Below are 21,362 nucleotides of genomic sequence, written 5' to 3' on the forward strand. Positions count from 1 at the left end.
TCGACGCGCCCTGCGTGACCCATCACGCCGTGAGCAGCGCCGCGATGAGTCCGACGGCGACGAGCACGTAGACGAGCATGCTCCACATGTAGGCGGCGCCCCGGAGGCTGGAGCGGAAGATCAGCGGCACCACGACGGCTGTGAGCAGGCCCAGCCCGAGCGCGAGGACCGTGCCGAAGATCATCGCGTATCCGTGCGGATCGCCGGCGCCCCACCCGAAGCGGCTGCTGAGGGCCATCCCGCCGAGCAGCAGGAAGGGCACTCCGAACCCCGCGGCGAGCACACCTCCGACGATCCGGATGACGCGGTCACCCGACGCCGTCTGCACCTGCACCATCGGCCAAGTCTGCCAGCACCGGATTCTGCGCCACCAGCATCACCATAGGATTGATATCGTGACGAAACCTCGCCTCTACTCAGGAATGCAGCCATCCGCCGATTCTCTTCAGATCGGCAACTACATCGGCGCGCTCCTGCAGTGGCGTGATCTGCAGAGCGCATACGACGCCTACTTCTCGGTGGTCGACCTGCACGCGCTCACCGTCGCTCAGGACCCGGCCGAACTGCGGGAGAAAACCCGTCGCACGGCCGCGCAGTACATCGCGGCAGGCATCGAACCCTCGCAGTCGACGCTGTACGTGCAGTCGCACGTCCGCGCCCACACTGAACTCGCCTGGATTCTGGGCACCATCACCGGGTTCGGCGAAGCCGGCAGGATGACCCAGTTCAAGGACAAGTCGGCACGCTACGGGCAGGACGCAGCGAGCGTCGGCCTGTTCACGTACCCGGTCCTGATGGCGGCGGACATCCTGCTGTATCAGACCGATGTGGTGCCGGTCGGCGACGACCAGAAGCAGCATGTCGAACTCACGCGCGACCTCGCAGAGCGCTTCAACTCCCGCTTCGGCGAGACTTTCACGGTGCCGAACCCGGTGATCCAGAAGGACACCGCGCGCATCTACGACCTGCAGAACCCGACCTCCAAGATGTCGAAGTCCGCAGAGAGCGACGCGGGCGTCATCTGGATGCTGGACGACCCGGCGAAGTCGGCGAAGAAGATCATGCGCGCTGTCACCGACAACGAGGGATCGGTGCGGTTCGACCGGGAGAACAAGCCGGGCGTCTCCAATCTGCTGACGATCTATGCGGCCCTCACCGGCCGTCAGGTGCCGTCGATCGAAGACGAGTACGCAGGTCGCGGTTACGGCGACTTCAAGAAGAGCCTCGCCGAGGTCGTCGTCAACGAGTTCGAGCCGGTCAGAGCGCGAGCCCTCGAGCTCCTCGACGACCCGGCCGAGCTCGATCGCATCCTCGCCGCGAACGCCGGGCGGGCGGATGCCGTCGCCGACGTCACTCTCCGTACCGTCTACGATCGCGTCGGCCTGCTGCGACGCGTCTGACACTCGCCGTTAGGATGGGGTCGTGACTGATCCGCAGCTGCCCCCGCCCGGCGTGCCTCCCGTTCCGGCGGCACCGCACGGAACGGTACCGCCGCCCACGGCCCCCGCCTTCCCGCAGCCGCCGGTCGCACCCGGATATCCGCAGCCCGTCGCTCCGGCGTACCCGCAGGCACCGGTCTACCAGGCGCCTCCGGGTGCCTACCACGTGCCGGTGGGCGGCTACGCGGCCCCGGCCGGCGCTTATCCGGTGCTGGCCGCCCCCGAGCGGCGATCGCCGTTCCTCGGCACCCTGGCGCTGATCTTCTCCCTCGTCGCCGCCGTCGCGACCCCGATCATCGTCGGCTTCGCCGCATACGAGATCGGCCGGCGCATCCCCGGCGCAGCCGACTACATGAGCGACGTCGACTCGCTCGCCTTCCTCTCCCCCGCCCGCGACCAGGTGCTGTGGACGGAGCTCGCATTCTGGGCCGGAACGTTGCTCGGCATCGCAGCGATCGTCGTGGGGATCATCGCGATCCGACGCCGACAGGGCCGCGGACAAGGCATCGCCGCTCTTGTCGTCGCGATCATCGCGCCGCTCATCTTCTTCGTCGTGCTGGTGATCGCCCTGAGCACCGGGACGGCCGCCGGCTTCATCGACTACGACTACTCCAGCTGACGCAAAGGACAGCGCTCAGCGCGGCGCGTGGTGCTTCTGCTGCGCCGCGAGCAGTCCTTCCGCGACGAGCAGTTCGACGGCGTCCGCCGCATCGGAGACGAGGATCGGCACGTTCGCCCGCTCCTCTTTGCCGAAAGGCGCGAGCACCCAGTCCGCCGCATCCTGACGTCCGGGCGGACGTCCGATGCCCACGCGCACACGCGGGAAGTCGGCGGTGCCGATCGCGCTCGCGACGTCCCGAACTCCGTTGTGGCCGCCGTGGCCGCCGCCGATCTTCAGTTTCACCGTGTCGAACGGGATGTCCAGTTCATCGTGCACGACGATGACCTGCTCTGCGGGTACCGAGTAGAAGCGGGCGAGAGCAGCGACCGGGGTACCGGAGACGTTCATGAACGTGTTCGGCTTCGCCAGCACCAGCTTGTCGGCACCCGGCCGCAGCCAGGTCTCGACGACGCGAGCTCCGCCCTTGTGCTCGCGGAAGCTCTCGCTGCGGCGTGCCGCCAGTTCGTCGACGACGAGCTGGCCGATGTTGTGCCGGGTCGCCTCGTACCGGGGTCCCGGGTTCCCGAGTCCCACCACGAGCCAGGTGGATGCCATCAGTGGTCCTTCCGCGCGCGACCTCCCGTGCCCTGCAGCAGCGGGGGTCGCGACCAGTATGACGGCCGGATACGACAGAGGGGACGCGATCGGATCGCGTCCCCTCTGTTCCGAACCGGTCGGAGATTACTCGGCAGCGGCCTCGGTGGCCTCTTCCGCAGCAGCCTCGTCCTCGGTCGCCTCAGCGGCGGACGGGACGGAGATCGCGACGACGAGCACCTCGGGGTCGGAGAGCAGCGTCGAACCCTTGGGCAGCACGACGTCGGCGGCCGTGATGTGCGCGCCCTCCTCGAGACCCTCGACGGAGACCTCGATGTTCTGCGGGATGTGCGTGGCCTCGGCCTCGATCGACAGGGTGTTCGCGTCCTGGTTCACGATCGTGCCGGAAGCGGACTCGCCGACGACGATGATCGGGATGTCGATCGCGACCTTCTCGCCCTTCTTCACGACGAGCAGGTCGATGTGCTCGATGATCTGGTGCACGGGGTCCTTCTGGACATCCTTGACGAGGGTGAGCTGGTCGCCCTTGCCATCGATCTCGAGCTCGAGCACGGCGTTGGCGCGGCGGATGATGAGCGAGACCTGGTGGCCCGGCAGCGCGACGTGCACCGGCTCGGTGCCGTGGCCGTAGATGACGGCGGGGATCTTGCCGGCAGCGCGGAGGCGGCGGGCGTAGCCCTTGCCGAAGTTCTCGCGAAGCTCGGCGTGGACCTTGGTGTCTTCAGACATGGGGATTCTCCTTCGGGGCACGCAGCGAAGGGGCCGCGCGGTGGTCTTGGAATTGTGGGCTCGAACGCAAACGCGTGAGGTAAGCCACCGGGCTCGCTCCGCCGCGTCGATAACGGACGTTCGCGCACGCGCGGAAGCGTCCCTCGCCGAGGTACTGCTCAATTGTACCGGATGACGCGGTAGGCTGAGGACACCAGCTTTTTCTGCGCAGAACACGGAGACCCCTCATGCTCGACGGCGCCTTTCTCTCGCACGCACTCCTCTGGCTCATCGGAGCGATGTCGGTGTGCGCCGCGGGCTTGACGTTCGCGGCTCTCTTCTCGCTCGGCCGGTCGGGCTACCGCAAGGACTGATCTCGGGCATCCGCCCCGTCGGCTTCGACACCGAAGTCGAGGAGCACCTTGCATGACCGCGAAGGATCAGCGGCCAACGCGAAGGCATCGAGCGCATCATGCGCCGGCTCCACGTGGCTGATGATTCCCGAGACGTCGAGCGTGCCGTCGGCCAGCGCCGCGATCACCTCGCCGAACTCCGTGCCGAACCGGAACGATCCGATCAGCGAGAGCTCTCGCGTGATCGCCGTGGCCATCGGCACGGCGACCTCTCCTGCCCGCTGCAGCCCGAGCAGCACGACCGTTCCGCCGCGCACAGCAGCGGAGATGGCGGCGGCCAGGCCGGGCACGGTGCCGCTGGACTCGACGACGACGTCGGCGTGCAGCGCGGCGATGGCTTCGGCGTCCCTGGCGTCGATCCCGACCGCCCCACGGGCCTCCGCGATCGCGCGGGGTTGCGGGTGCAGGTCGGTGACCGTGATGGAGGAGGCCCCGGCGCGCTGCGCCACCGCGGCGACGAGCTGCCCGATGGGTCCTGCTCCGATCACGGCGACGCTGCGACCGCGCACGTCTCCTGCGCGCGCCACCGCGTGCCAGGCGACGGCGGCCGGCTCGGCGAGGGCAGCGATGCGCAGATCGAGGCCATCGGGGACGGCGTGCAGCATCCGGGTGGGAACGGCGACGCGACGCGCGAACGCCCCCTGGGTATGCGGCACGTGCATCGCCGAGCCGAGGTACGTGGATGCCGGGGCGAGGTTCGGCCGGTCGGCAGGCCACGGCGTGCGACCATCGCCCTGCGGCGTGAGCGGATGCACGGCGACCGGTGTTCCCTCGGCAGGGCCGCTCCCATCGGCAGCCGGCACCGAGACGACGCCGGAGACCTCATGGCCGAGAGTCATCGGTGCGCGGAGCACCGAGGCGCCGGCCGCTCCGTGCATCCAGTAGTGCAGGTCCGATCCGCAGATGCCGCCGAAGGCGATGTCGACGATCGCTTCGTCGGCGGCTGGTGCCGGTGCTCCGACGTCCTCGATGCGCAGGTCATTCGCCGCATGCGCGACGACGGCGAGATTCTCCACGTGTGCTCCGTTCCCGTTCATCTTCACAGGTCTCTCCGGTCACACCAGGGGTGTGACCAGGGTGACTCCCGAGACCGTCACCGTGACCGTCTGCCCTGGCAGCACCCGCGCCTGCGAGTGCGGCGCCCCCGTCATCACGATGTCTCCCGGTCCGAGCGGCGACCAGGCGGCGATGTACGCGAGGCAGTCGCGGATCGCCATCGGCAGCTCGCGGCTGTCGGTCTCGGCGACGATCGAGCCGTCGATCTCCAGGGTGAGGGTGACATCGTCGATGTCGGCGTCCGTATCGATCCAGGGGCCGAGCGGCGTGTAGCCGTCGCCGGACTTCGACTCGAAGTTGCGCGGATCCCATTCGGCGCGGTCCGGGCTCGACAGGTCGTTGACGGCCGTGACACCGAGGACGTACTCATGCGCGTTCTGCGCCGTCAACCCGGGAGTCGCCTTGCCGATCACGACGGCGATCTCACCCTCGGCGACCGCCGTACCCGCGTCCCGGCGCAACGACACTGCCGTTCCGCTCGGTGTCACCGTGCGCGGACTCTTCAGCCACGCCTGAACGGGCGAGTGGTGCTCCGGCCCGTTCTGCGCGACGCCGATCACGACCACGGGAACGGCAGGTGCGAGCAACTCCCCCGCGACCGCCTCCCCGTCATCGGCCGGGCTGCGCCCCGCGGCGTACGCGGCGTACGGATCCTCGATGGGCACCAGGCGGTCACCCTCTGCTCTGACATGACGGGGGCCGTCCGCGGTCAGCACTCGGCCGATGCGCATCAGATCACCGCCGTCATGCCGCCGTCGACGTAGAGCGTCTGGCCGTTGACGAAGTCGCCGGCCGAGCTGGACAGGAACACCAGCGCGCCGACGAGATCGCGGGTGTCGCCCCAGCGGCCTGCGGGCGTGCGCCCGCGCACCCAGGCCGAGAACTGCTCGTCGGCGACCAGCGCGCTGGTGAGCTCGGTGGCGAAGTAGCCGGGTGCGATCGCATTCGCCTGGATGCCGTGAGGTGCGAGGTCAGCGCACAGCCCCTTCGTGAACATCACGATCGCGCCCTTGGTCGCGGAGTAGGCCGCGATCGAGGGGCGGGCGAGCTGCGACTGCACGCTCCCGATCTGCACGATCTTGCCGGAGCCGCGCGCGATCATTCCGCGTGCGACGCGCCGCGACAGGTGGAAGACGCCGGACAGGTTGGTCTGCACGAGCGCATCCCAGTCCTCATCCGTGAACTCCGCGATCGGAGCACGCCGCTGCACGCCGGCGTTGTTGACGAGGATGTCGGGGGTGCCGATCAACTGTTCGACCTCGAGCATCCCGGCGTCCACCGCGGCAGCATCCGTCACATCGAAGACGACGCTGCGAGCGTCGATACCGGTTGCAGCCGAGATCTCGGCAGCGGTCGCTGCCGCCTTCGCGGCGTCACGCCCGTGCACGATCGCGCGCGCGCCGGCCGCGGCGAGGCCCTCGGCCAGCGTCCGGCCGATTCCTCGACTGGATCCGGTGATCAGTGCGGTGCGCCCGGTGAGATCGAAGGCGCCGAGGCCGGCCGGCAGGCCGGTCACGGTGCGACAGCCTTGATGGTGACCGTGGTGGCGAACACATCGTCGCCACCCTCGTTGCGCGAGACCTTGATCGCGTCGTCGATGCGGGTGAGGTCACGGCGCAGGGTCTCCGGCACCAGGAACGTGGATGCGGTGGTGATGACGGCGAGGACGAGCATGTAGATCGCGAGCAGCACCCAGTTGCCGCCGCTGACCGCGATCAGGTAGGCGCCGAGGACACCGGCCGTTCCACCGGCGAGCACCGCGGAGATCTCGCGCGCCATCGCGACGCCGAGGTAGCGATGGCGGTTGCCGAACATCTCGGGGAGCATCGCGCACTGCGGTCCGAGCATGGTGTTGACCGCGACGCCGATGCCGACAGCGATGACGCCGATCGCCAGCGCGTGGTTGCCGAGCGAGAGCATCCACCATGCGGGGAAGGTGTAGATCAGCATGAAGACGGCGCCGAAGCGGTAGACCGTTCGCCGCCCGAAGCGATCGGACAGGTGACCGGCGAACGGCACCGAGAAGATGCCGATGAGCGAACCGAGCGTGACACCCCAGGTGAGGAGACTCTTGTCTGCGGTGGGGCCGACGACGGCCACGAAGAACGCGAGGCTCAGGTTCTGGAACATGTACGAACCGCCGTTCTCGGCCATCCGCAGCCCGACGCCGACGATGACGCCGGGAAGACCGTGCGTGAAGATCTCCTTAATCGGTCGATCGGCGATCTGCTCGTGCTTCTCGAGTTCGATGAACGTCGGGGTCTCGCGCAACCGCATCCGGATGAACAGTGCGATCAGGATCAGCAGGAAGGACGCGAGGAACGGCACGCGCCACCCCCAGCTGAGCAGCTGGTCCTCGGGGAGCAGCGTGATCAGGCTGAAGACGACGGCGGCGAGCAGGGTTCCGGCCTGGATGCCGACGAACGGCAGCGCCGAGAAGAAGCCGCGGCGCTTGACCGGCGCATACTCGGCCATCAGCACGGTGGCGCCGGCCTGTTCGGCACCGGCTCCGAATCCCTGCAGCAGCCTCAGCAGGACCAGGAGGGCAGGCGCCCAGATCCCGATCGCCTCATAGGTCGGCAGCAGCCCGATCGCGGTGGAAGCACCACCCATCAACAGGATCGTTGCGACGAGCACCCACTTGCGTCCGAGCCTGTCGCCGAGCACCCCGAAGAAGAGGCCACCGAACGGGCGGGCGAGGAAGCCGACTCCGAACGTCGCGAACGCCAGCACCGTCGCCATCGCGGGATCACCCTGCGGGAAGAACAGGACGTTGAAGATCAACGCCGTCGACAGCCCGTACAGGGCGAAGTCGAAATACTCCAGCGCGCTGCCGATGCTGGACGCAAGTGTGGCTCGGCGAAGATTCGCGGCGTACTCGGGGTCATCAGACGGGGCTTTCGCGGTGGTGCGCAAGTCGGTCATTGCCATCTCCTTCGATCGGCTTCGCCAGCGGCGTTAAGATGACTGTACCAGCGGGTTGGCCCATGTTCAACACTTTGTACAGCCACAGTGGCCCGGCCCACTCGTCCCCCGGCCTGCCGGAAGGCTCGACGAACATCGGCGCCGCCGATCGCGGGCACGACGAAGATCAGCACCCGCGGATCGCGATCGCGCGGCGCCTCGGGATCAGCGGCGAGCGGCGGCGCTGAACGGGTTCGTGAGGGCTGCGGCGGCGTCGCGCAGCGCCTGACCGACGCGCTCGATCCGCTCGTAGTCGGCATCCATGGCGCGGATCGCGACGCCGAGGGCCAGCGGCGGATCGGACGGCGCCCAGCCGTCGAGCGGCACCGCGACGCCGACGATGCCGCGGAACGACTCCTCGGCATCCAGCGCCCAGCCGCGACGACGCGCGGTCCCCAGTACCTCGAGAAGACCCTCGATGGTCGTCGTGCTGCGCTCGGTGAGCGCCGGGAACTCGGCATCCGCACCGATCAACGCGACGACTTCCGCATCCGACATCGCCGCGAGCAGCGCCCGCCCCGTCGCAGAAAGCGCCGCGGGCAGCCTCGAGCCGAGCGGGGTGCCCAGTCGGAGCGATCTCGAACCTTCGTAACGCGCGAGGTACAGCGCATCCGCTCCGTCGAGAACGGCCACCTGGACGAGTTCGGCCGAGAGCGTCGGCGACTTCTCGCACACGCTGTAGAACTCACGGATCTGATTGAACTGCGCGGCGTACGCACCACCCAGCTCCGCGGTGCGCAGCCCGAGTCGGTAGCCCAGCGCCGTGCGCTCGACCATCCCGCCCGCCTCGAGGGCGAGGCACAGATTCGCTGTCGACGACTTCGCGAGTCCGAGATCGGCCGCGAGCTCCGTCAGCGTACGGGGCCGGTCGGCCTCCGCGAGGATTCCGAGCAGGCGGATGCTCCTGCTGACGGCCGGCGCCGGGTCACGGGCCTCCCGCGGATCGTCTTCGCTCGCCACTCTTCGCCCCCTGCTGGAAATCAGTAGAACTCGACGGTATCGACGACGGCGCGCAACGGCGCGCCATCGAGCAGGCGCGCCGCGTTCTCGGCGAACCTCCGCGCGATCCGCTCCTCCTCCTTGGAGTTCAGCGCAGCCGTATGCGGGCTGACCAGAACCTGCGGGTGCGACCACAGCGGCGATGCGGGATCGAGCGGCTCCTTCTCGAACACGTCCAGGGCGGCGAAACCGATGCGCCCGTCGTCGAGGGCCGAGAGGAGTGCGTCCTCATCGATCACCGTGCCACGTCCGACGCTCGCGAGGATCGTGCCGGGCCGGACCGCGCCGAGCACGTCCGCGCCGACGAGGTGATGGGTCTGCTCGGTGCCGGGGAGCGTCACGACGATGGCGTCGACTTCTGCTGCCGCGTCGACGAGTTCGTCGAGCGGGATCAACCGGTCCACGCCGTCGATGGGCTCGCCGGAGCGCGTCGTGCCCCAGACTCGGGCGCCGAGCGCGTGGAAACGCTGGGCGCATTCGGCGCCGATGCCACCCAGGCCCACGATGAGAACGGTCATCTCATCGACCTGACGCATCTCCCAGCGCTCCGGCCAGGTGCGCTCCCGCTGATCGGCCAGCAGCCGGGGAAGACCCTTCGCTCCGGCGATGACGCCGAACACCGCGAACTCGGCGAGCGGACCGCCGTGCACACCGGCACTGGTCGTGAACGCGATGCGATCGAGCGCTTCGCGGGCGAGTCCGGCCGCCTTGACCTGGCTGCCCCCGCCGGCAGCGGTAGTCATCACCCAGCGCAACTGCGGGTTGGCGGCGACCGTTCTCGCGAGTGCCGCAGGATCGACATCGGGAATGCCGAACAGCGCGTCGGCGGAATCGACCATGTCGTCGAATGCCGACTGCTCCTGTGGTGTGCGTACATGATCGGGGTCACCGGACCAGTCGGCCGGTCCGCGCATGGGATGCATGAGAGAGTGATCGCGGACGAGTTCCACCCGCGGTTCGAGCTCCTCGATCAACCGGCAGTGCTCCTCCGACAGCGGCACCGCCAGGACGACTCGCAGCCTGTTCTTGATCTCCGACATGCTGGTCCCTTCCTCGGGCAGACTCTCGATCCGCTCACTCTAGCGTAAATCCATTCCGCTGAACACTGTTCGATCAGCTGGATGTTCGGTACCATGTCGCCATGTCCTCCTCTCCAGCCACCGTCGGCGTGATCGGCTTGGGCGCCATGGGGCACCCCATGGCCGAGCATCTCCTCGCCGCACGCGGCGCACTCGTCATCCATGCACGGCGCCCGCAGCCGCAGCTCATGGCGGCCGGCGCCTCGTGGGCCGACTCGCCCCGCGAACTCGCATCCCAGGTCGACGTCCTGCTCGCCATGCTCCCCGACCTCCCGCAGCTCGAAGAGCTTCTCGACGGCGAGGACGGCCTCCTCGCCGGAGCCGGCGACCTTCTGATCCTGATCGGATCGACGTCGTCCGCACCCGGAATCCGCGCTCTCGCCGACCGGCTGTACACGCAGTCCGACGGGCGCGTGCGCGTCGTCGACTGTCCGGTGTCCGGCGGTGAGGACGGCGCTCAGGCCGGCACGCTGTCGATCATGCTCGGCGGCGACGAGGAGGATGCCGAACGAGCGGCGGAGATTCTGACCGCCTGCGGTCGCCCCGTTCATCTCGGCCCGCTCGGTGCCGGCCAGGTCGCGAAAGCCTGCAATCAACTCGTCGTCTCGGCCACCATCCTGGCGCTCGGCGAGGCGACCGTCCTTGCCGAGCGCTCCGGTCTCGACCTCGATGCGATGTGGACTCTGCTCTCCGGCGGCTACGCCGGATCCCGCCTGCTGGACAGCCGCAGGGAGAAACTGGTCACCGGCGACGACTCGCCGAGCGGGATGGCGAAGTACATGCTGAAGGACCTGCGCTTCGCGGCCGACATCGCGGAGGCCACCGGAACGTCTGCTGTGCTTCTGCCGACCCTGCGCCATGCGTTCGATGAGCTCGTGGCCGCCGGGCTCGGCGATCGCGACATCGCCGTCACCCGCCGCTTCGTGGCATCCCGCGACACAGAAACGCATTGACCCGCACACAGCGATACGCTGAAAGTCACCCCCACTTCTTCACGATCGAGGAGCTCCTCAGTGCCCGAAGCATCAGCGAACATCGGAGTCGTCGGACTCGCCGTCATGGGCTCGAATCTCGCCCGCAATCTCGCCAGCCGCGAGGGCAACACCGTCGCGATCTTCAACCGCAGCTATGAGAAGACCCAGGGTGTTCTCGACGCGCACCCCGAGGCCGGATTCATCCCTGCCCACACCTACCAGGAGTTCGCCGACTCGCTGCAGAAGCCGCGCACCGCGATCATCATGGTCAAGGCCGGCGGTCCGACGGACGCCGTGATCAACTCCCTCGTCGAGGTCTTCGAGCCGGGAGACATCATCGTCGACGGCGGCAACGCATACTTCCCGGACACCATCCGCCGCGAGAAGGCGGTCCGCGAGACGGGCATCAACTTCGTCGGCGCCGGCATTTCCGGCGGCGAAGAGGGTGCGCTCACCGGTCCGTCGATCATGCCAGGCGGCTCGGACGAGTCGTGGGTCACGCTCGGCCCGATCCTGACCTCGATCGCCGCGATCGCCGAGGGCGAAGCATGCGTGACGCATGTCGGCCACGACGGCGCCGGGCACTTCGTCAAGATGGTGCACAACGGCATCGAGTACGCCGACATGCAGCTCATCGCCGAGGCCTACGACCTCATCCGTCGCGGCACCGGCAAGTCGCCGGCCGAGATCGCCGACATCTTCGCCGAATGGAACGCGGGCGAGCTCGAGTCGTACCTCATCGAGATCACCGCCGAGGTGCTGCGTCAGGTCGACGCAGCAACGGGCAAGCCGCTCGTCGATGTCATCCTCGACCAGGCCGGCGCCAAGGGCACCGGCGCCTGGACGGTGCAGACGGCCCTGTCACTCGGCGTGCCGGTCTCCGGCATCGCCGAGGCCACATTCGCCCGCTCGCTCTCCTCGCACCCGGAACAGCGCGCCGTCGCCGGATCTCTCCCCGGTCCGGACGAAGAGTTCACCGTGACCGACCATGACGCCTTCATCGAGGACGTTCGCCTCGCGCTGTACGCCTCCAAGATCGTCGCCTACTCGCAGGGCTTCGACGAGATCCGCGCCGGTGCCGCCGAGTATGACTGGAACATCGACCTCGGTGCGATCTCCAAGATCTGGCGCGGCGGTTGCATCATCCGTGCCCAGTTCCTCAACCGCATCGCGGACGCCTACGCCGCTGAGCCGGAGCTTCCGGTGCTGATGACCGCCCCGTACTTCGCCGAGGTCTTCGGACGCGCCCAGTCCGCGTGGCGCCGTGTCGTCGTCGCGGCCGCCGAGGCCGGCATCCCCGCGCCCGCGTTCTCGTCGTCGCTGTCGTACTACGACGGCATCCGTGCCGACCGTCTGCCGGCCGCTCTGGTCCAGGGACAGCGCGACTTCTTCGGAGCGCACACCTACAAGCGCATCGACAAGCCGGGCACCTTCCACACGCAGTGGTCGGGCGACCGCACCGAGATCGAGGCGGAAGACACGCACTGACGTCACCGTTTGGAGGGGCCGGGAACCGCAAGGTTCCCGGCCCCTCTCTCTGTGACGACGAAAGGAAGAAGCCCGGTCAGCGGGCCTGGACCGCCTGGACGAACGCCCGCGCCCGCATGGCGAGCGCACTCAGGTCTCCCCCCGGGGTCGCCGCGTCACCGACGAGCGGGCCGCCCACACCGAGAGCGAACGCCCCGGCAGCGAGGTAGCCGCTGATCGTGTCGACGGTGACGCCGCCGACGGGGATGATCCTGGCCTCCGGGAAGGGATCGCGGACGGCGCGGATGAAGCCGGGGCCGAGCGCAGACGCCGGAAACAGCTTCACCGCGGCCGCGCCCAGGTCCATCCCCCGCTGGATCTCGGTGGGCGTGTAGACGCCGGGAAGTACACCGATGCCCTGCCCGACCGCGTATTCGACCGAGGCGGTGAGCGTCGGCGTCACCATGAACTGCGCACCGGCAGATACGGCACGGTCGACATCGGCCTCGTCGAGCACGGTACCCGCGCCGATGAGAGCTTCCACCGGTGCGTCCTGCACGACGTGAGCGATCGCCGCTTCGGCGTCATCGAGGGTGAGAGCGATCTCCAGAGTGAGGATGCCGGCATCGATCAAGGTCAGTGCCGTCGCCACTGTGGCATCGACATCCGTTCCTCGGATGATCGCGATGAGTCGGCTCGCCGTGACCCGCTCCCGCAGCCCTGCGTTGTCGACGACGCTCATCGCCCCGACCCGCCCCATGGCAGGGCCGGAGTCCCGCCGATCTCGACCTCGACACCGAGCAACGCGCCATCCGCCTCGCCGGGCTGCGGCAGTCCGATGCTTGCGGTCGTGATCACGAGCAGTCGATCGACGAGAGCGACAGCGGTCGGCCTCTTCGCCGGAAGCTCGATCGTCTGCACCAGCACACCGGTCGGTGAATAGCGACGCACCTCTGCGGCATCCCATACGGCCACCCAGAGCATGCCCTCGAGATCGATCGTCATGCCGTCGGGATTGCCTCCGTCGACGCGGCAGATCGTCCGGCGGCCGGAGAGCTGACCATCCGCCGCGACATCGAACGCTTCGATACTGCGGTTCGGAAGCGTGTCGATGTAATACAGGGTCGAGCCGGTGTGATCGAAGGCGAGTCCGTTCGAGACCGTCACTCCGCTGAGCCTCTCGGTCGCCACGCCATCCGGGCCGAAGCTCCACAGCGCGCAGTGCGGTGCCCGCGGCATCGACTGACTCCCCACCCAGAAGCGGCCGGACGGATCGGCGCCGCCGTCGTTCAGGTAGTGGCCTGGCGCGGCGATATCCGTCGCAAGGGGCGACACGACACCCTCGTCGCTGACATGAACGATGTCGCGGTCGACCGCCACCACCCAGCCGGCCCCCGGCTCGGCGAGCGGTGCCGGGGCACCGATCTGTCGGCCGACCGACACGGCAGACCCGGGAACGACCATCCCGTTCTCAAGGCGGCCGCGGTGGAGCGCACCGGTCGCCATGTCGATCCAGGCGAGGCTGCCGTCTCGGCCGTCCCAGCGGGGCGATTCTGCCTGTACGTAGCGTTCGTCCGAGATGATCTCGACGTTTCTGGAGAGATGTGAGCGCGGCATCCGGGTCAACTTTCAGTGGTGGCTGCAACCGTTATGTGGCAGACTATCTCACAATATGCATACGACTTGCGAAAACAGGAAAATGACAATGCTGAAGCGGGGAAACAGCTGATGGCTCTGAAACTCCACGGCTTGATGCCGATTCTGGCTACCCCGTTCGATGAGACGGGCGCCCTCGACCGCGATGGCCTGCGCCGCCTGGTCGAATTCGAGCTCGCCGCCGGCGTGGACGGCGTCGCCGTCTTCGGAATGGCGAGCGAGGGGTTCGCGCTCACCACCGAGGAGAGGCGCACCATCCTCAGTGATGTCGTCGAGCTCGTCGAGGGCCGCGTCCCGGTCATCGCGGGCGTCAACGGCACCTCGACCGCCACCTCGATCGAGCAGGCGCTCCTCGCAGAAGAGGGCGGCGCCGACGCGCTCATGGTTCTTCCGCCCTTCATGGTGAAGCCGCCGGCGGCGACACTCGTCGACTTCTACGGAGAGGTGGCTGCGGCCACGTCGCTTTCCGTCATGGTGCAGGACGCCCCCGGCGTCACGGGCGTCAGCATGACTCCGTCGCTCATCGCCGAGCTCGCCCGCCTCGACGGGGTCGACTCGGTGAAGGTCGAGGCGCCGCCGACAGCTCCCAAGGTGGGCGCGGTGGTCGACGCGATCAAGGACGCCGATTTCGCTGTGCTCGGCGGCCAGAACGCCCAGTTCTGCCTCGAGGAGTACGCACGCGGCGCCGTGGGGACTATGCCCGCCTGCGAGTTCCCCGACCTGCTCGGTCCGGTGCTGGCGGACTTCATCGCCGGGCGCGTCGACAAGGCACGGGCGGGCTTTCGTCGTATGCTCCCCCTCGTGCTGATAGGGCTGCAGGGCGGCATCGCATGGGCGGTGCACAAAGAGGTGCTCGTCGCGCGTGGCATCATCGAGCACGCCACGGTGCGCTACCCCGCCGCTCGCCTCGACGCCGGCAGTCGCGCGGCCGTCGACCTCGTGGTTGAGGAGCTCGCTCTTCCTCCGCTGCCGGTAAAGGTGCGCGTGTGACTCGCCGCGGCGTGCTGCTGATCGGCGGCAGCTCCGATATCGGCCTCGCGATCGCGCGCGCCTTCGCCGCCGACGGGGACGCCGTCATCGGCGTCGGCCTCGAAGATTCGGCAGACGCCGTCTTCGAGCGCTACCTCGTGGCCGACTGCAGCAGGTCGGATGCCGCGGAACGTGCCGTCTCCGATGCCGAGCAGGCTCTCGGACGGCTCGACGTCGTGGTTCTCGCCGCCGGGCGCATGCCGATCGGCCGCGCTGACGCGACGAGTGACGATGACTGGCGAGGAGCGCTCGGCGCCACGCTCGACTCGGCGTTCTTCGTCGCCCGTGCGGCGCTGCCACGCCTGGCGCCCGGCTCGTCGATCGTCGCCGTGACCTCCGTGAACTCTTCCCTCGCCGCTCCCGCCCTGCCCGCCTATGCGGCGGCGAAGGCGGGCGTCGATGGGCTCGTGCGACAGCTGGCCCTCGACTACGGCCCACGCGGCATCCGCGTCAATGCCGTGCAGCCCGGCAGCATCTCCGCGACCGATACCGGGGAGAGCGAGGGTTACCCGCTCGGTCGGATCGGACGCCCGGAGGAAGTGGCATCGGTCGTGGCGTTCCTCGCGTCGGACGCCGCGTCGTTCGTCACCGGCACGTCGATCGCCGTCGACGGCGGACTGTCGATCTCCTCCCCCGCCGCATGGCTGAAGCCGGTACTGCGCGAACGCTGGCTCTGACCGCCTCCGCATCTACCCGCTGGCCCTGAGCCGTCTCTGCGACGGCTCAGGGCCAGCGGCGTTTCCACCTCCGGCCTTCTCCCCTCCGGCCTTCTCCCCCACCACCTTCTGCCCGGGTGCGATGCCCACGACAAAACGCTCGCCGCACCCGGGGAGATCCGAGTGCGGCGAGCGTCAGCAGCAGGCGAGCTCAGGAGTTCGCGTCGAGCAGCCCCTGCACTTCCTTCTTCAGCGCGTTGAGACCGGCCTGCACATCGACCTGACCGGCGAGAATCGTCGCGACGCCGCCGCCGATCGCCGCGTCGATCTGCGCTGTGACCGCGACACGATCCCATGCCGCGCCTCTGGCGTGCTCCGACACCTCGGTGCGGAAGGCGACCTGGAACTTGTCCGCTGCGAGCGACGGGATCTGGTCGGCGACGCTCTTGGCCGCCGGCGCAACCGCGGACTTCTCGTAGAGGGCTGTCGCCGCCTTGACGTTCGTCGCCGCGTACTTGATGAACTCGAGGCTCGTCAGCTCTCCCTCGCCCGCGCTCGCGAACAGGCCGCCGCCCCAGGCGCGGTTGTAGGAGTCGTTGCCTCCGGCGGTCGGCCGGGCGATCGCGCCGATGTTGTCGATGATGTTCTGGGCAGCACCGTTCGTCTTGACGAAGGTCGAGGCCAGCGGGGCATCGTCGTAGAGCGCCGCACGGCCGCTCGCGAACAGAATGCGAGCGTCGCTTCGGGCGACATTGGTCTGGGTGAGACCGGCATCCAGCAGCGACTTGTACCAGGTCATGGCCTCGACGCTCTCCGCGTCACCGATGGTGCACTTGAGGTCGTCAGTGACGACATCGCTTCCGAAGCCCCACATCCAGTGCACGGCATCCTTCAGGTCGGGGTTCTTCGTGACCGCGGCGTACGGGATCAAGGACGAATCCTGCGCCTTGATCTTCTCCAGCGCCGTCGCGAACTTCTCCACCGTCATGCCCGACTTGATGCCGACGCTCTTCGCGATCTCACCATTGGTGATCATGCCGATCCCGGCAGCCGTCAGCGGCAGGACGAGCAGCTTGCCGTCCATGGTGTACGAATCGAGCACACCCTGCGGGATGCCGAGACCTTCTGCCAGTTCGGACAGGTCGGCGAGCACGTTCATCGGCGTGAGCACCTGCCAGCCACCCGACTGCCCTACGCCCATGAGCTTGCCGGAGCGACCGGTGAGAGCCAGCTGCGTGGCGGCCTGATCGTACGGGTAGATGACCGGGGCCACCTTCACGCCGGCATCCTTGGAGAAGCCGTCGAGGATCCCCTGCCAGGCTGCTTTCAGCGCCTCTTCGCCGAGCGAGTTGCCGTAGAAGTTGATCGACTTGGCCTTGGTCGCGGCGTTGGCAGTGGCTCCGGCTCCGGCGCCGGTTCCGGGCGCTGCCGGTGTCGCGCAGCCGGCGAGGGCGAGGACGCCGAAGGCGGCCAGAGCGGTGCTGCCGCCGAGGAAGGCGCGGCGGCTCAACTGCGAGTTCGAGATGTTCATGGAAACTGCTCCTTCGTCGGGGTGATCGGTTCTGACTTTTCGGTGTCGCATGGCTACCCCTTGACCGCGCCGGCGGCGAGGCCGGACACGAAGTAGCGCTGGAGGAGGATGAAGATGATGACGAGCGGCAGCGACGTGATCAGGGATGCCGCCATGAGTGCCGGCCAATCGGCCGTGCCTTCCCGGATGAACGCCTGCGTGAGCCCGGCCGGCAGAGTCTGCTTGTCGGGGCCGGCGAGCGTGAGCGCGAAGAGGAGGTCGCTCCAACCGCGCATGAACGCGAACATCGCGGCCGTGATGAGACCCGGCACGACGAGCGGGAACACGATGCGGAACATCGTCGCCGTGCGGGAGAGCCCGTCGACCTTCGCGGCTTCGAGGATGTCGTCGGGCAGTCCGTCCATGATGCCCTTCAACAGGAACACCGTGAGCGGCAACGTGAACGTCGTGAACGAGATGATCAGTGCCGCGTAGGTGTACAGCAATCCCGCAGAGCTCAGCATCAGATACAGCGAGATGAGCAGCAGCGCCCCGGGGATGAGCTGTCCGATCAGGAACATGAACATCATGGCGTTACGACCGCGATAGCGGAACTTCGAGAGTGAGTACGCCATCAGCCCACCGACGAGAACAGCGAGAACCGCTGTGCCTGTCGAGACCACGATGCTGTTCACGAGGCTCTTCAACAGGGCGTCGTTCTGGAAGAATCCGATGAAGTTCTCGAAGGTCGGGTCGACCGGGAAGAACGGGCGGTCGAGCGAGAAGACGTCTTCCTTCTTCGTGAACGCCGTCGCAGTCAGCCAGTAGACCGGCAGCAGGCCGAAGAGAGCGAGCAGCACCAGCAGGACCCGCCCTGGGATGGACAGATGGGGGCGAATGATCGACTCGCCGATGTCGCGACTACGGCGCATCACTTCTCCAGTCGTCGGTTGAGGAGCAGATAGCCGCTCGAGATGATGGCCAGCAGCACAAGCCACAGCGCACCCATTGCAGAGGCCTTGCCGAGCTCGTAGCTGCCGAAGGCGAGGTGATAGAGGCTGACGGCGAGGGTCGTGGTCGAGTTCCCCGGCCCTCCGCCCGTCATCACGAAGATCGTGTCGAAGTTGCCGAAGTTGTAGATGAACTCCAGAACGGTGACGAGCGCGACCGGCCCGGCGATGTGCGGAAGGGAGATGTGCCGGAAGCGCTGCGCGCGCGTGGCACCGTCGATCGTCGCGGCCTCGATCTGCTCGCTCGGCAGCGTCTGGAGCACGGCGAGCGCGACGACCATGATCCAGGGGAACGAGTGCCAGGTCTTCGCGATGACCACCGCGGCCATCGCACCGGTGGGATTGCCGAGCATGCTGATCTCCGGCAGCCCGAACATCGCGAACACATGGTTCACGACGCCGTAGCTGTCATTGAAGATCCACGCCCAGAGGAACGAGACGACGACGCCGGGCAGCAGCCAGGGCAGCATCAGGGCACCGCGCAGGATGTTGCGACCCCTCATGCGCGCATTCAGCAGAATCGCGAGCGCGAGGCCGAGGATGAGCGGGAAGATCGTGGAGAGCGTCGAGAACACGAGAGTGGTGCCGAGCCTGGCCGCGAACTCGTCCCAGATGGCGACATAGTTGCCGAATCCGACGAAGGTGCGCTCAGGGCGCAGCAGCGACTGGTCGTAGAGACTCGTACCGATGCTCGAGACAAGGGGGAAGATCGCGATCACGAGGAAGAGCAGAACGGCGGGAAGTGCGATCATGAAACCGAAGGTGCGGTCCTTCGCACCCAGCGTGGACCGTCGCCCGGAGCGTGGCTCGACCCGCTCGCGGCTCGCGGGCCGCTCGAGGATGGCTTGTGGCATTGCACTCACTTTCGGGTAGGGGCGACCCCGTACGGGGCCCTGCACGTCGTCGTCACAGTCGTCGACGTTGACGTGCGGCTAGTCAACCACATTGCGGATTCGAAATCCACAAAATGCATAAGACACCCACATTTGTGTTGCTTGGTGCCATTTGTCTCACTAGGATGACTGGCAGCGGCGTCGAGTCGCAGCGTCGCCCGGGGCGGCGACACTATGGAGGAGGATTCACATGGCATCGGAATCGGTGGGCGGCACCCAGACCGTCGAACGGGCGATGTCGTTGCTCGCATGCTTCACCGAGGAATCGGGCGAGTTGCGAGTCTCCGAGCTCTGCACGCTCACCGGACTCGGGCAGTCGACGGTCTCTCGCATGATGTCTGCGCTGGACCGCATGAAGTTCGTCGTCCAGGACGGCCGTACCGGCCTCTATCGACTCGGTCCTGCCGCGATCTCGCTCGGCACGATCGCGCTCAACGGTTCACCGCTCTTCCGCGCCTCGCGCCAGATCGCCCAGAACCTCGCCCGCCGCATCGAGATCGGCGTGAACGTCGCGGAGCTCAGCGGCTTCACCTTCACTTACCTCTGCAACTTCGAGGGCGCTCTGGCGCCCAAGTCGTTCGCGATGGCTGGTCGCACCGGCCCCCTGCACGCCACCGGCCTCGGCAAGGCTCTGCTCTCCGGAATGCCGAGCAGCAAGGTGGACGAGTACTTCGACCACACACCGCAGCGGTTCACTCCGCACACGATCGTCGATCGCGATGCGATGCAGCTCGCCCTCGATGAGACGCGGAGCCGCGGCTACGCCACCGAGATCGAGGAGCTCGCCTTCGGGAGAGCGTGCATCGCCGCCCCGATCCACAACAGGGCCGGTGAGATCATCGCCGGTCTCTCCGCGAGCGGGCCGCTGTCGGTGCTCGACCTGCACGCACCCCACCAGGAGCTCGCGCTGCAGCTCATCGAAGCCGCTGACGAGATCTCGGTCGCCCTCGGGTACAGCCCTTCCCGCAGCGCGGCGGCGTTCGCGGCGCTCTGACCGCCCCGCCGCGACGCCTGTCGCGGCACTTCGTCTTCACCGCCGCGACAGACGTCGACGGCTTCTCTTCCCATCGATGTCTTCGGAGACCCTTGTGAAAATTACGCGCGTCCAGACTTTCCCCCTCTTCCTGTCGAAGGAGGATGCCGACAACTCGTACGCCGGCGACACGGCCATCGAGCACCGCGGGTACATGATCAGGCCGCCGTGGCGGAGCCTGTACTCCCCCGGATACGAGACCCTCCTCGTGAAGATCGAGACCGATGACGGCCTGGTGGGCTGGGGCGAAGCCCTCGCTCCCGTCGCACCCGAAGTCGCCGCGGCCATCGTCGATCACCTGCTCACGCCGCTCATCCTCGGCGAGGATCCGCGATCGGTGCGCACCCTCTGGCACCGCATGTCCGAATCGATGCGTGAGCGCGGGCACCTCACCGGCCACCAGGCCGACGCGATGGCCGCCGTGGACATCGCGCTGTGGGACCTCTGGGGTCACGCCACCGGCCTCTCGGTCTCGGAACTCGCAGGTGGACGATTCACCGAGACGCTGCCGACCTATGTGTCCGGCATCCGCGGAATCGACGATTCCGATCGGGCGGAGCGCGCGGCTGAGCTCGTCGACGCGGGTGTGCGACGCATCAAACTGCACCTCGGCACCGACCTGCACACCGACCTTGCGACCTTCGACGCGATCCGCGCCGTGCATCCGGACCTCGATGTCGCACTCGACGCGCACTGGACATATCGACTCGGCGAGGCCAAGGCGCTCGGACGGGAGCTGGATGAGCGCAAGGCCTGGTTCTTCGAGGCGCCCCTCGCGCCCGAAGATGTCGAGGGCCACCGCGATCTCGCCTCGTCGATCGACACTCCGGTCGCGATCGGCGAGGCGATGCGGAGCCGCTTCGAGTTCACGGACTGGCTCACCCGCCGAGCCGTCGGCCTCACCCAGCCCGACATCGGCCGCACCGGCATCACCGAAGGGCTCGCGATCGCGGCCGTCGCCGACGCGTTCCATGTTCAGGTCGCGCCGCACCATTCCGCAGCCTTCGGTATCGCCATGGCGGCCGGCGTGCACGTCGCGGCGAGCGCCACGTCGCTGCTCGCGTTCGAGTATCAGCCGTTCACCCTGCCCGTCGCCAACCTGATCCTCACGGAGCCGCTCGAAGTGAAGCCCGACGGCGGGTTCGTCGTTCCCACCGGGCCGGGCCTCGGCGTCACGGTCGACGAGAACGTGATCAAGGAGTTCGTGCGGCGCTGAGCGTCGGGAAGCACGACGAAAGAGGCACCGCGGTGAAGACCGCG

The 21,362-nt window shown here is 67.9% G+C and carries 24 protein-coding genes; 10 read left to right on the plus strand and 14 right to left on the minus strand.

The window, feature by feature from the left end; translation table 11 throughout:
- Nucleotides 1–22: 22 nt before the first annotated feature.
- Nucleotides 23–337, minus strand: coding sequence for a hypothetical protein (locus MRBLWH12_RS07855; RefSeq protein ID WP_363547891.1), 315 nt, complete (start codon nucleotides 335–337; stop codon nucleotides 23–25).
- Between the two features lie 58 nt (nucleotides 338–395).
- Between MRBLWH12_RS07855 and trpS the strand changes: the two genes are divergently transcribed.
- Nucleotides 396–1,400, plus strand: a complete 1,005-nt coding sequence (gene trpS / locus MRBLWH12_RS07860; protein WP_414684946.1) for a tryptophan--tRNA ligase — start codon at nucleotides 396–398, stop codon at nucleotides 1,398–1,400.
- Between the two features lie 22 nt (nucleotides 1,401–1,422).
- Nucleotides 1,423–2,058, plus strand: coding sequence for a hypothetical protein (locus MRBLWH12_RS07865; RefSeq protein WP_363547893.1), 636 nt, complete (start codon nucleotides 1,423–1,425; stop codon nucleotides 2,056–2,058).
- A 15-nt stretch (nucleotides 2,059–2,073) separates the two neighbouring features.
- Here MRBLWH12_RS07865 and pth read toward each other — a convergent pair whose 3' ends face one another.
- Both pth and MRBLWH12_RS07875 read right to left on the minus strand, forming a co-directional pair.
- Nucleotides 2,074–2,655 (minus strand): aminoacyl-tRNA hydrolase, encoded by a 582-nt coding sequence (gene pth / locus MRBLWH12_RS07870; protein WP_341974139.1) that lies wholly within the window; start codon nucleotides 2,653–2,655, stop codon nucleotides 2,074–2,076.
- 126 nt (nucleotides 2,656–2,781) lie between these two features.
- Nucleotides 2,782–3,384, minus strand: a complete 603-nt coding sequence (locus MRBLWH12_RS07875; RefSeq protein WP_363547896.1) for a 50S ribosomal protein L25/general stress protein Ctc — start codon at nucleotides 3,382–3,384, stop codon at nucleotides 2,782–2,784.
- A gap of 227 nt (nucleotides 3,385–3,611) precedes the next feature.
- Between MRBLWH12_RS07875 and MRBLWH12_RS07880 the strand changes: the two genes are divergently transcribed.
- The gene (locus tag MRBLWH12_RS07880) at nucleotides 3,612–3,737 is read left to right on the plus strand and encodes a hypothetical protein (protein ID WP_341974137.1); all 126 of its coding nucleotides are present in this window, start codon (nucleotides 3,612–3,614) and stop codon (nucleotides 3,735–3,737) included.
- On the opposite strand, the gene MRBLWH12_RS07885 is transcribed toward MRBLWH12_RS07880, so the two are convergent.
- The 4 genes from MRBLWH12_RS07885 to MRBLWH12_RS07900 are packed head-to-tail and all read right to left on the minus strand — an operon-like array spanning nucleotide 3,722 to nucleotide 7,763.
- Entirely contained in the window at nucleotides 3,722–4,792 is a 1,071-nt protein-coding gene (locus tag MRBLWH12_RS07885) for a zinc-binding dehydrogenase (RefSeq protein WP_363547899.1), read from the minus strand. The genes MRBLWH12_RS07880 and MRBLWH12_RS07885 overlap by 16 nt on opposite strands.
- Nucleotides 4,793–4,831: 39 nt before the next feature.
- A complete protein-coding gene (locus MRBLWH12_RS07890; protein WP_363547902.1) occupies nucleotides 4,832–5,563 on the minus strand; it encodes a fumarylacetoacetate hydrolase family protein in 732 nt (243 codons plus the stop codon).
- Nucleotides 5,563–6,348: an SDR family NAD(P)-dependent oxidoreductase gene (locus MRBLWH12_RS07895; RefSeq protein ID WP_363547905.1), complete on the minus strand. Its 786-nt coding sequence runs from the start codon at nucleotides 6,346–6,348 to the stop codon at nucleotides 5,563–5,565. Before MRBLWH12_RS07895 ends, MRBLWH12_RS07890 begins: the two co-directional genes overlap by 1 nt.
- Nucleotides 6,345–7,763, minus strand: a complete 1,419-nt coding sequence (locus MRBLWH12_RS07900) for an MFS transporter (protein ID WP_341974133.1) — start codon at nucleotides 7,761–7,763, stop codon at nucleotides 6,345–6,347. Before MRBLWH12_RS07900 ends, MRBLWH12_RS07895 begins: the two co-directional genes overlap by 4 nt.
- Before the next feature lie 56 nt (nucleotides 7,764–7,819).
- On the opposite strand from MRBLWH12_RS07900, the gene MRBLWH12_RS07905 reads away from it, so the two are divergent.
- Nucleotides 7,820–7,984 (plus strand): hypothetical protein, encoded by a 165-nt coding sequence (locus MRBLWH12_RS07905; protein ID WP_363547908.1) that lies wholly within the window; start codon nucleotides 7,820–7,822, stop codon nucleotides 7,982–7,984.
- On the opposite strand, the gene MRBLWH12_RS07910 is transcribed toward MRBLWH12_RS07905, so the two are convergent.
- The gene (locus MRBLWH12_RS07910; RefSeq protein ID WP_341974132.1) at nucleotides 7,962–8,756 is read right to left on the minus strand and encodes an IclR family transcriptional regulator; all 795 of its coding nucleotides are present in this window, start codon (nucleotides 8,754–8,756) and stop codon (nucleotides 7,962–7,964) included. The two genes, MRBLWH12_RS07905 and MRBLWH12_RS07910, sit on opposite strands and share 23 nt — an antisense overlap.
- Before the next feature lie 20 nt (nucleotides 8,757–8,776).
- Complete coding sequence (locus MRBLWH12_RS07915) at nucleotides 8,777–9,835, minus strand: D-2-hydroxyacid dehydrogenase (RefSeq protein ID WP_363547911.1); 1,059 nt, start codon at nucleotides 9,833–9,835, stop codon at nucleotides 8,777–8,779.
- A gap of 101 nt (nucleotides 9,836–9,936) precedes the next feature.
- On the opposite strand from MRBLWH12_RS07915, the gene MRBLWH12_RS07920 reads away from it, so the two are divergent.
- A complete protein-coding gene (locus tag MRBLWH12_RS07920; RefSeq protein WP_363547914.1) occupies nucleotides 9,937–10,827 on the plus strand; it encodes an NAD(P)-dependent oxidoreductase in 891 nt (296 codons plus the stop codon).
- A 60-nt stretch (nucleotides 10,828–10,887) separates the two neighbouring features.
- Nucleotides 10,888–12,336, plus strand: a complete 1,449-nt coding sequence (gene gndA, locus MRBLWH12_RS07925) for an NADP-dependent phosphogluconate dehydrogenase (protein ID WP_341974129.1) — start codon at nucleotides 10,888–10,890, stop codon at nucleotides 12,334–12,336.
- A 76-nt stretch (nucleotides 12,337–12,412) separates the two neighbouring features.
- Here the strand turns inward: gndA and MRBLWH12_RS07930 are convergent, their stop codons facing one another.
- Both MRBLWH12_RS07930 and MRBLWH12_RS07935 read right to left on the minus strand, forming a co-directional pair.
- Complete coding sequence (locus MRBLWH12_RS07930) at nucleotides 12,413–13,057, minus strand: bifunctional 4-hydroxy-2-oxoglutarate aldolase/2-dehydro-3-deoxy-phosphogluconate aldolase (protein WP_363547917.1); 645 nt, start codon at nucleotides 13,055–13,057, stop codon at nucleotides 12,413–12,415.
- On the minus strand, nucleotides 13,054–13,932 hold the full coding sequence (locus tag MRBLWH12_RS07935) for an SMP-30/gluconolactonase/LRE family protein (protein ID WP_363547920.1): 879 nt from the start codon (nucleotides 13,930–13,932) through the stop codon (nucleotides 13,054–13,056). The genes MRBLWH12_RS07930 and MRBLWH12_RS07935 overlap by 4 nt, the downstream gene beginning before the upstream one ends.
- A gap of 111 nt (nucleotides 13,933–14,043) precedes the next feature.
- Between MRBLWH12_RS07935 and MRBLWH12_RS07940 the strand changes: the two genes are divergently transcribed.
- On the plus strand, nucleotides 14,044–14,961 hold the full coding sequence (locus MRBLWH12_RS07940; protein ID WP_363547923.1) for a dihydrodipicolinate synthase family protein: 918 nt from the start codon (nucleotides 14,044–14,046) through the stop codon (nucleotides 14,959–14,961).
- Nucleotides 14,958–15,677 carry an SDR family NAD(P)-dependent oxidoreductase gene (locus tag MRBLWH12_RS07945; RefSeq protein WP_363547926.1) on the plus strand — a complete coding sequence of 240 codons (720 nt, stop codon included), beginning with the start codon at nucleotides 14,958–14,960 and terminating at the stop codon, nucleotides 15,675–15,677. Before MRBLWH12_RS07940 ends, MRBLWH12_RS07945 begins: the two co-directional genes overlap by 4 nt.
- A 190-nt stretch (nucleotides 15,678–15,867) precedes the next feature.
- Here MRBLWH12_RS07945 and MRBLWH12_RS07950 read toward each other — a convergent pair whose 3' ends face one another.
- Genes MRBLWH12_RS07950 through MRBLWH12_RS07960 form a run of 3 tightly spaced genes read right to left on the minus strand, consistent with a single transcriptional unit; the run spans nucleotide 15,868 to nucleotide 19,030 of the window.
- Nucleotides 15,868–17,187 carry an ABC transporter substrate-binding protein gene (locus MRBLWH12_RS07950; protein WP_341974124.1) on the minus strand — a complete coding sequence of 440 codons (1,320 nt, stop codon included), beginning with the start codon at nucleotides 17,185–17,187 and terminating at the stop codon, nucleotides 15,868–15,870.
- A 53-nt stretch (nucleotides 17,188–17,240) separates the two neighbouring features.
- Nucleotides 17,241–18,098, minus strand: a complete 858-nt coding sequence (locus MRBLWH12_RS07955; RefSeq protein ID WP_363547929.1) for a carbohydrate ABC transporter permease — start codon at nucleotides 18,096–18,098, stop codon at nucleotides 17,241–17,243.
- Nucleotides 18,098–19,030 (minus strand): carbohydrate ABC transporter permease, encoded by a 933-nt coding sequence (locus tag MRBLWH12_RS07960; protein ID WP_341974122.1) that lies wholly within the window; start codon nucleotides 19,028–19,030, stop codon nucleotides 18,098–18,100. The genes MRBLWH12_RS07955 and MRBLWH12_RS07960 overlap by 1 nt, the downstream gene beginning before the upstream one ends.
- Before the next feature lie 229 nt (nucleotides 19,031–19,259).
- Between MRBLWH12_RS07960 and MRBLWH12_RS07965 the strand changes: the two genes are divergently transcribed.
- Together MRBLWH12_RS07965 and MRBLWH12_RS07970 are read left to right on the plus strand one after the other, a co-directional pair.
- On the plus strand, nucleotides 19,260–20,063 hold the full coding sequence (locus MRBLWH12_RS07965; protein ID WP_363547931.1) for an IclR family transcriptional regulator: 804 nt from the start codon (nucleotides 19,260–19,262) through the stop codon (nucleotides 20,061–20,063).
- Nucleotides 20,064–20,157: 94 nt separating this feature from the next.
- Nucleotides 20,158–21,318 (plus strand): mandelate racemase/muconate lactonizing enzyme family protein, encoded by a 1,161-nt coding sequence (locus MRBLWH12_RS07970; RefSeq protein ID WP_363547933.1) that lies wholly within the window; start codon nucleotides 20,158–20,160, stop codon nucleotides 21,316–21,318.
- Nucleotides 21,319–21,362: the final 44 nt, after the last annotated feature.

The organism is Microbacterium sp. LWH12-1.2 (genome assembly GCF_040675825.1).
Lineage (GTDB): Bacteria > Actinomycetota > Actinomycetes > Actinomycetales > Microbacteriaceae > Microbacterium.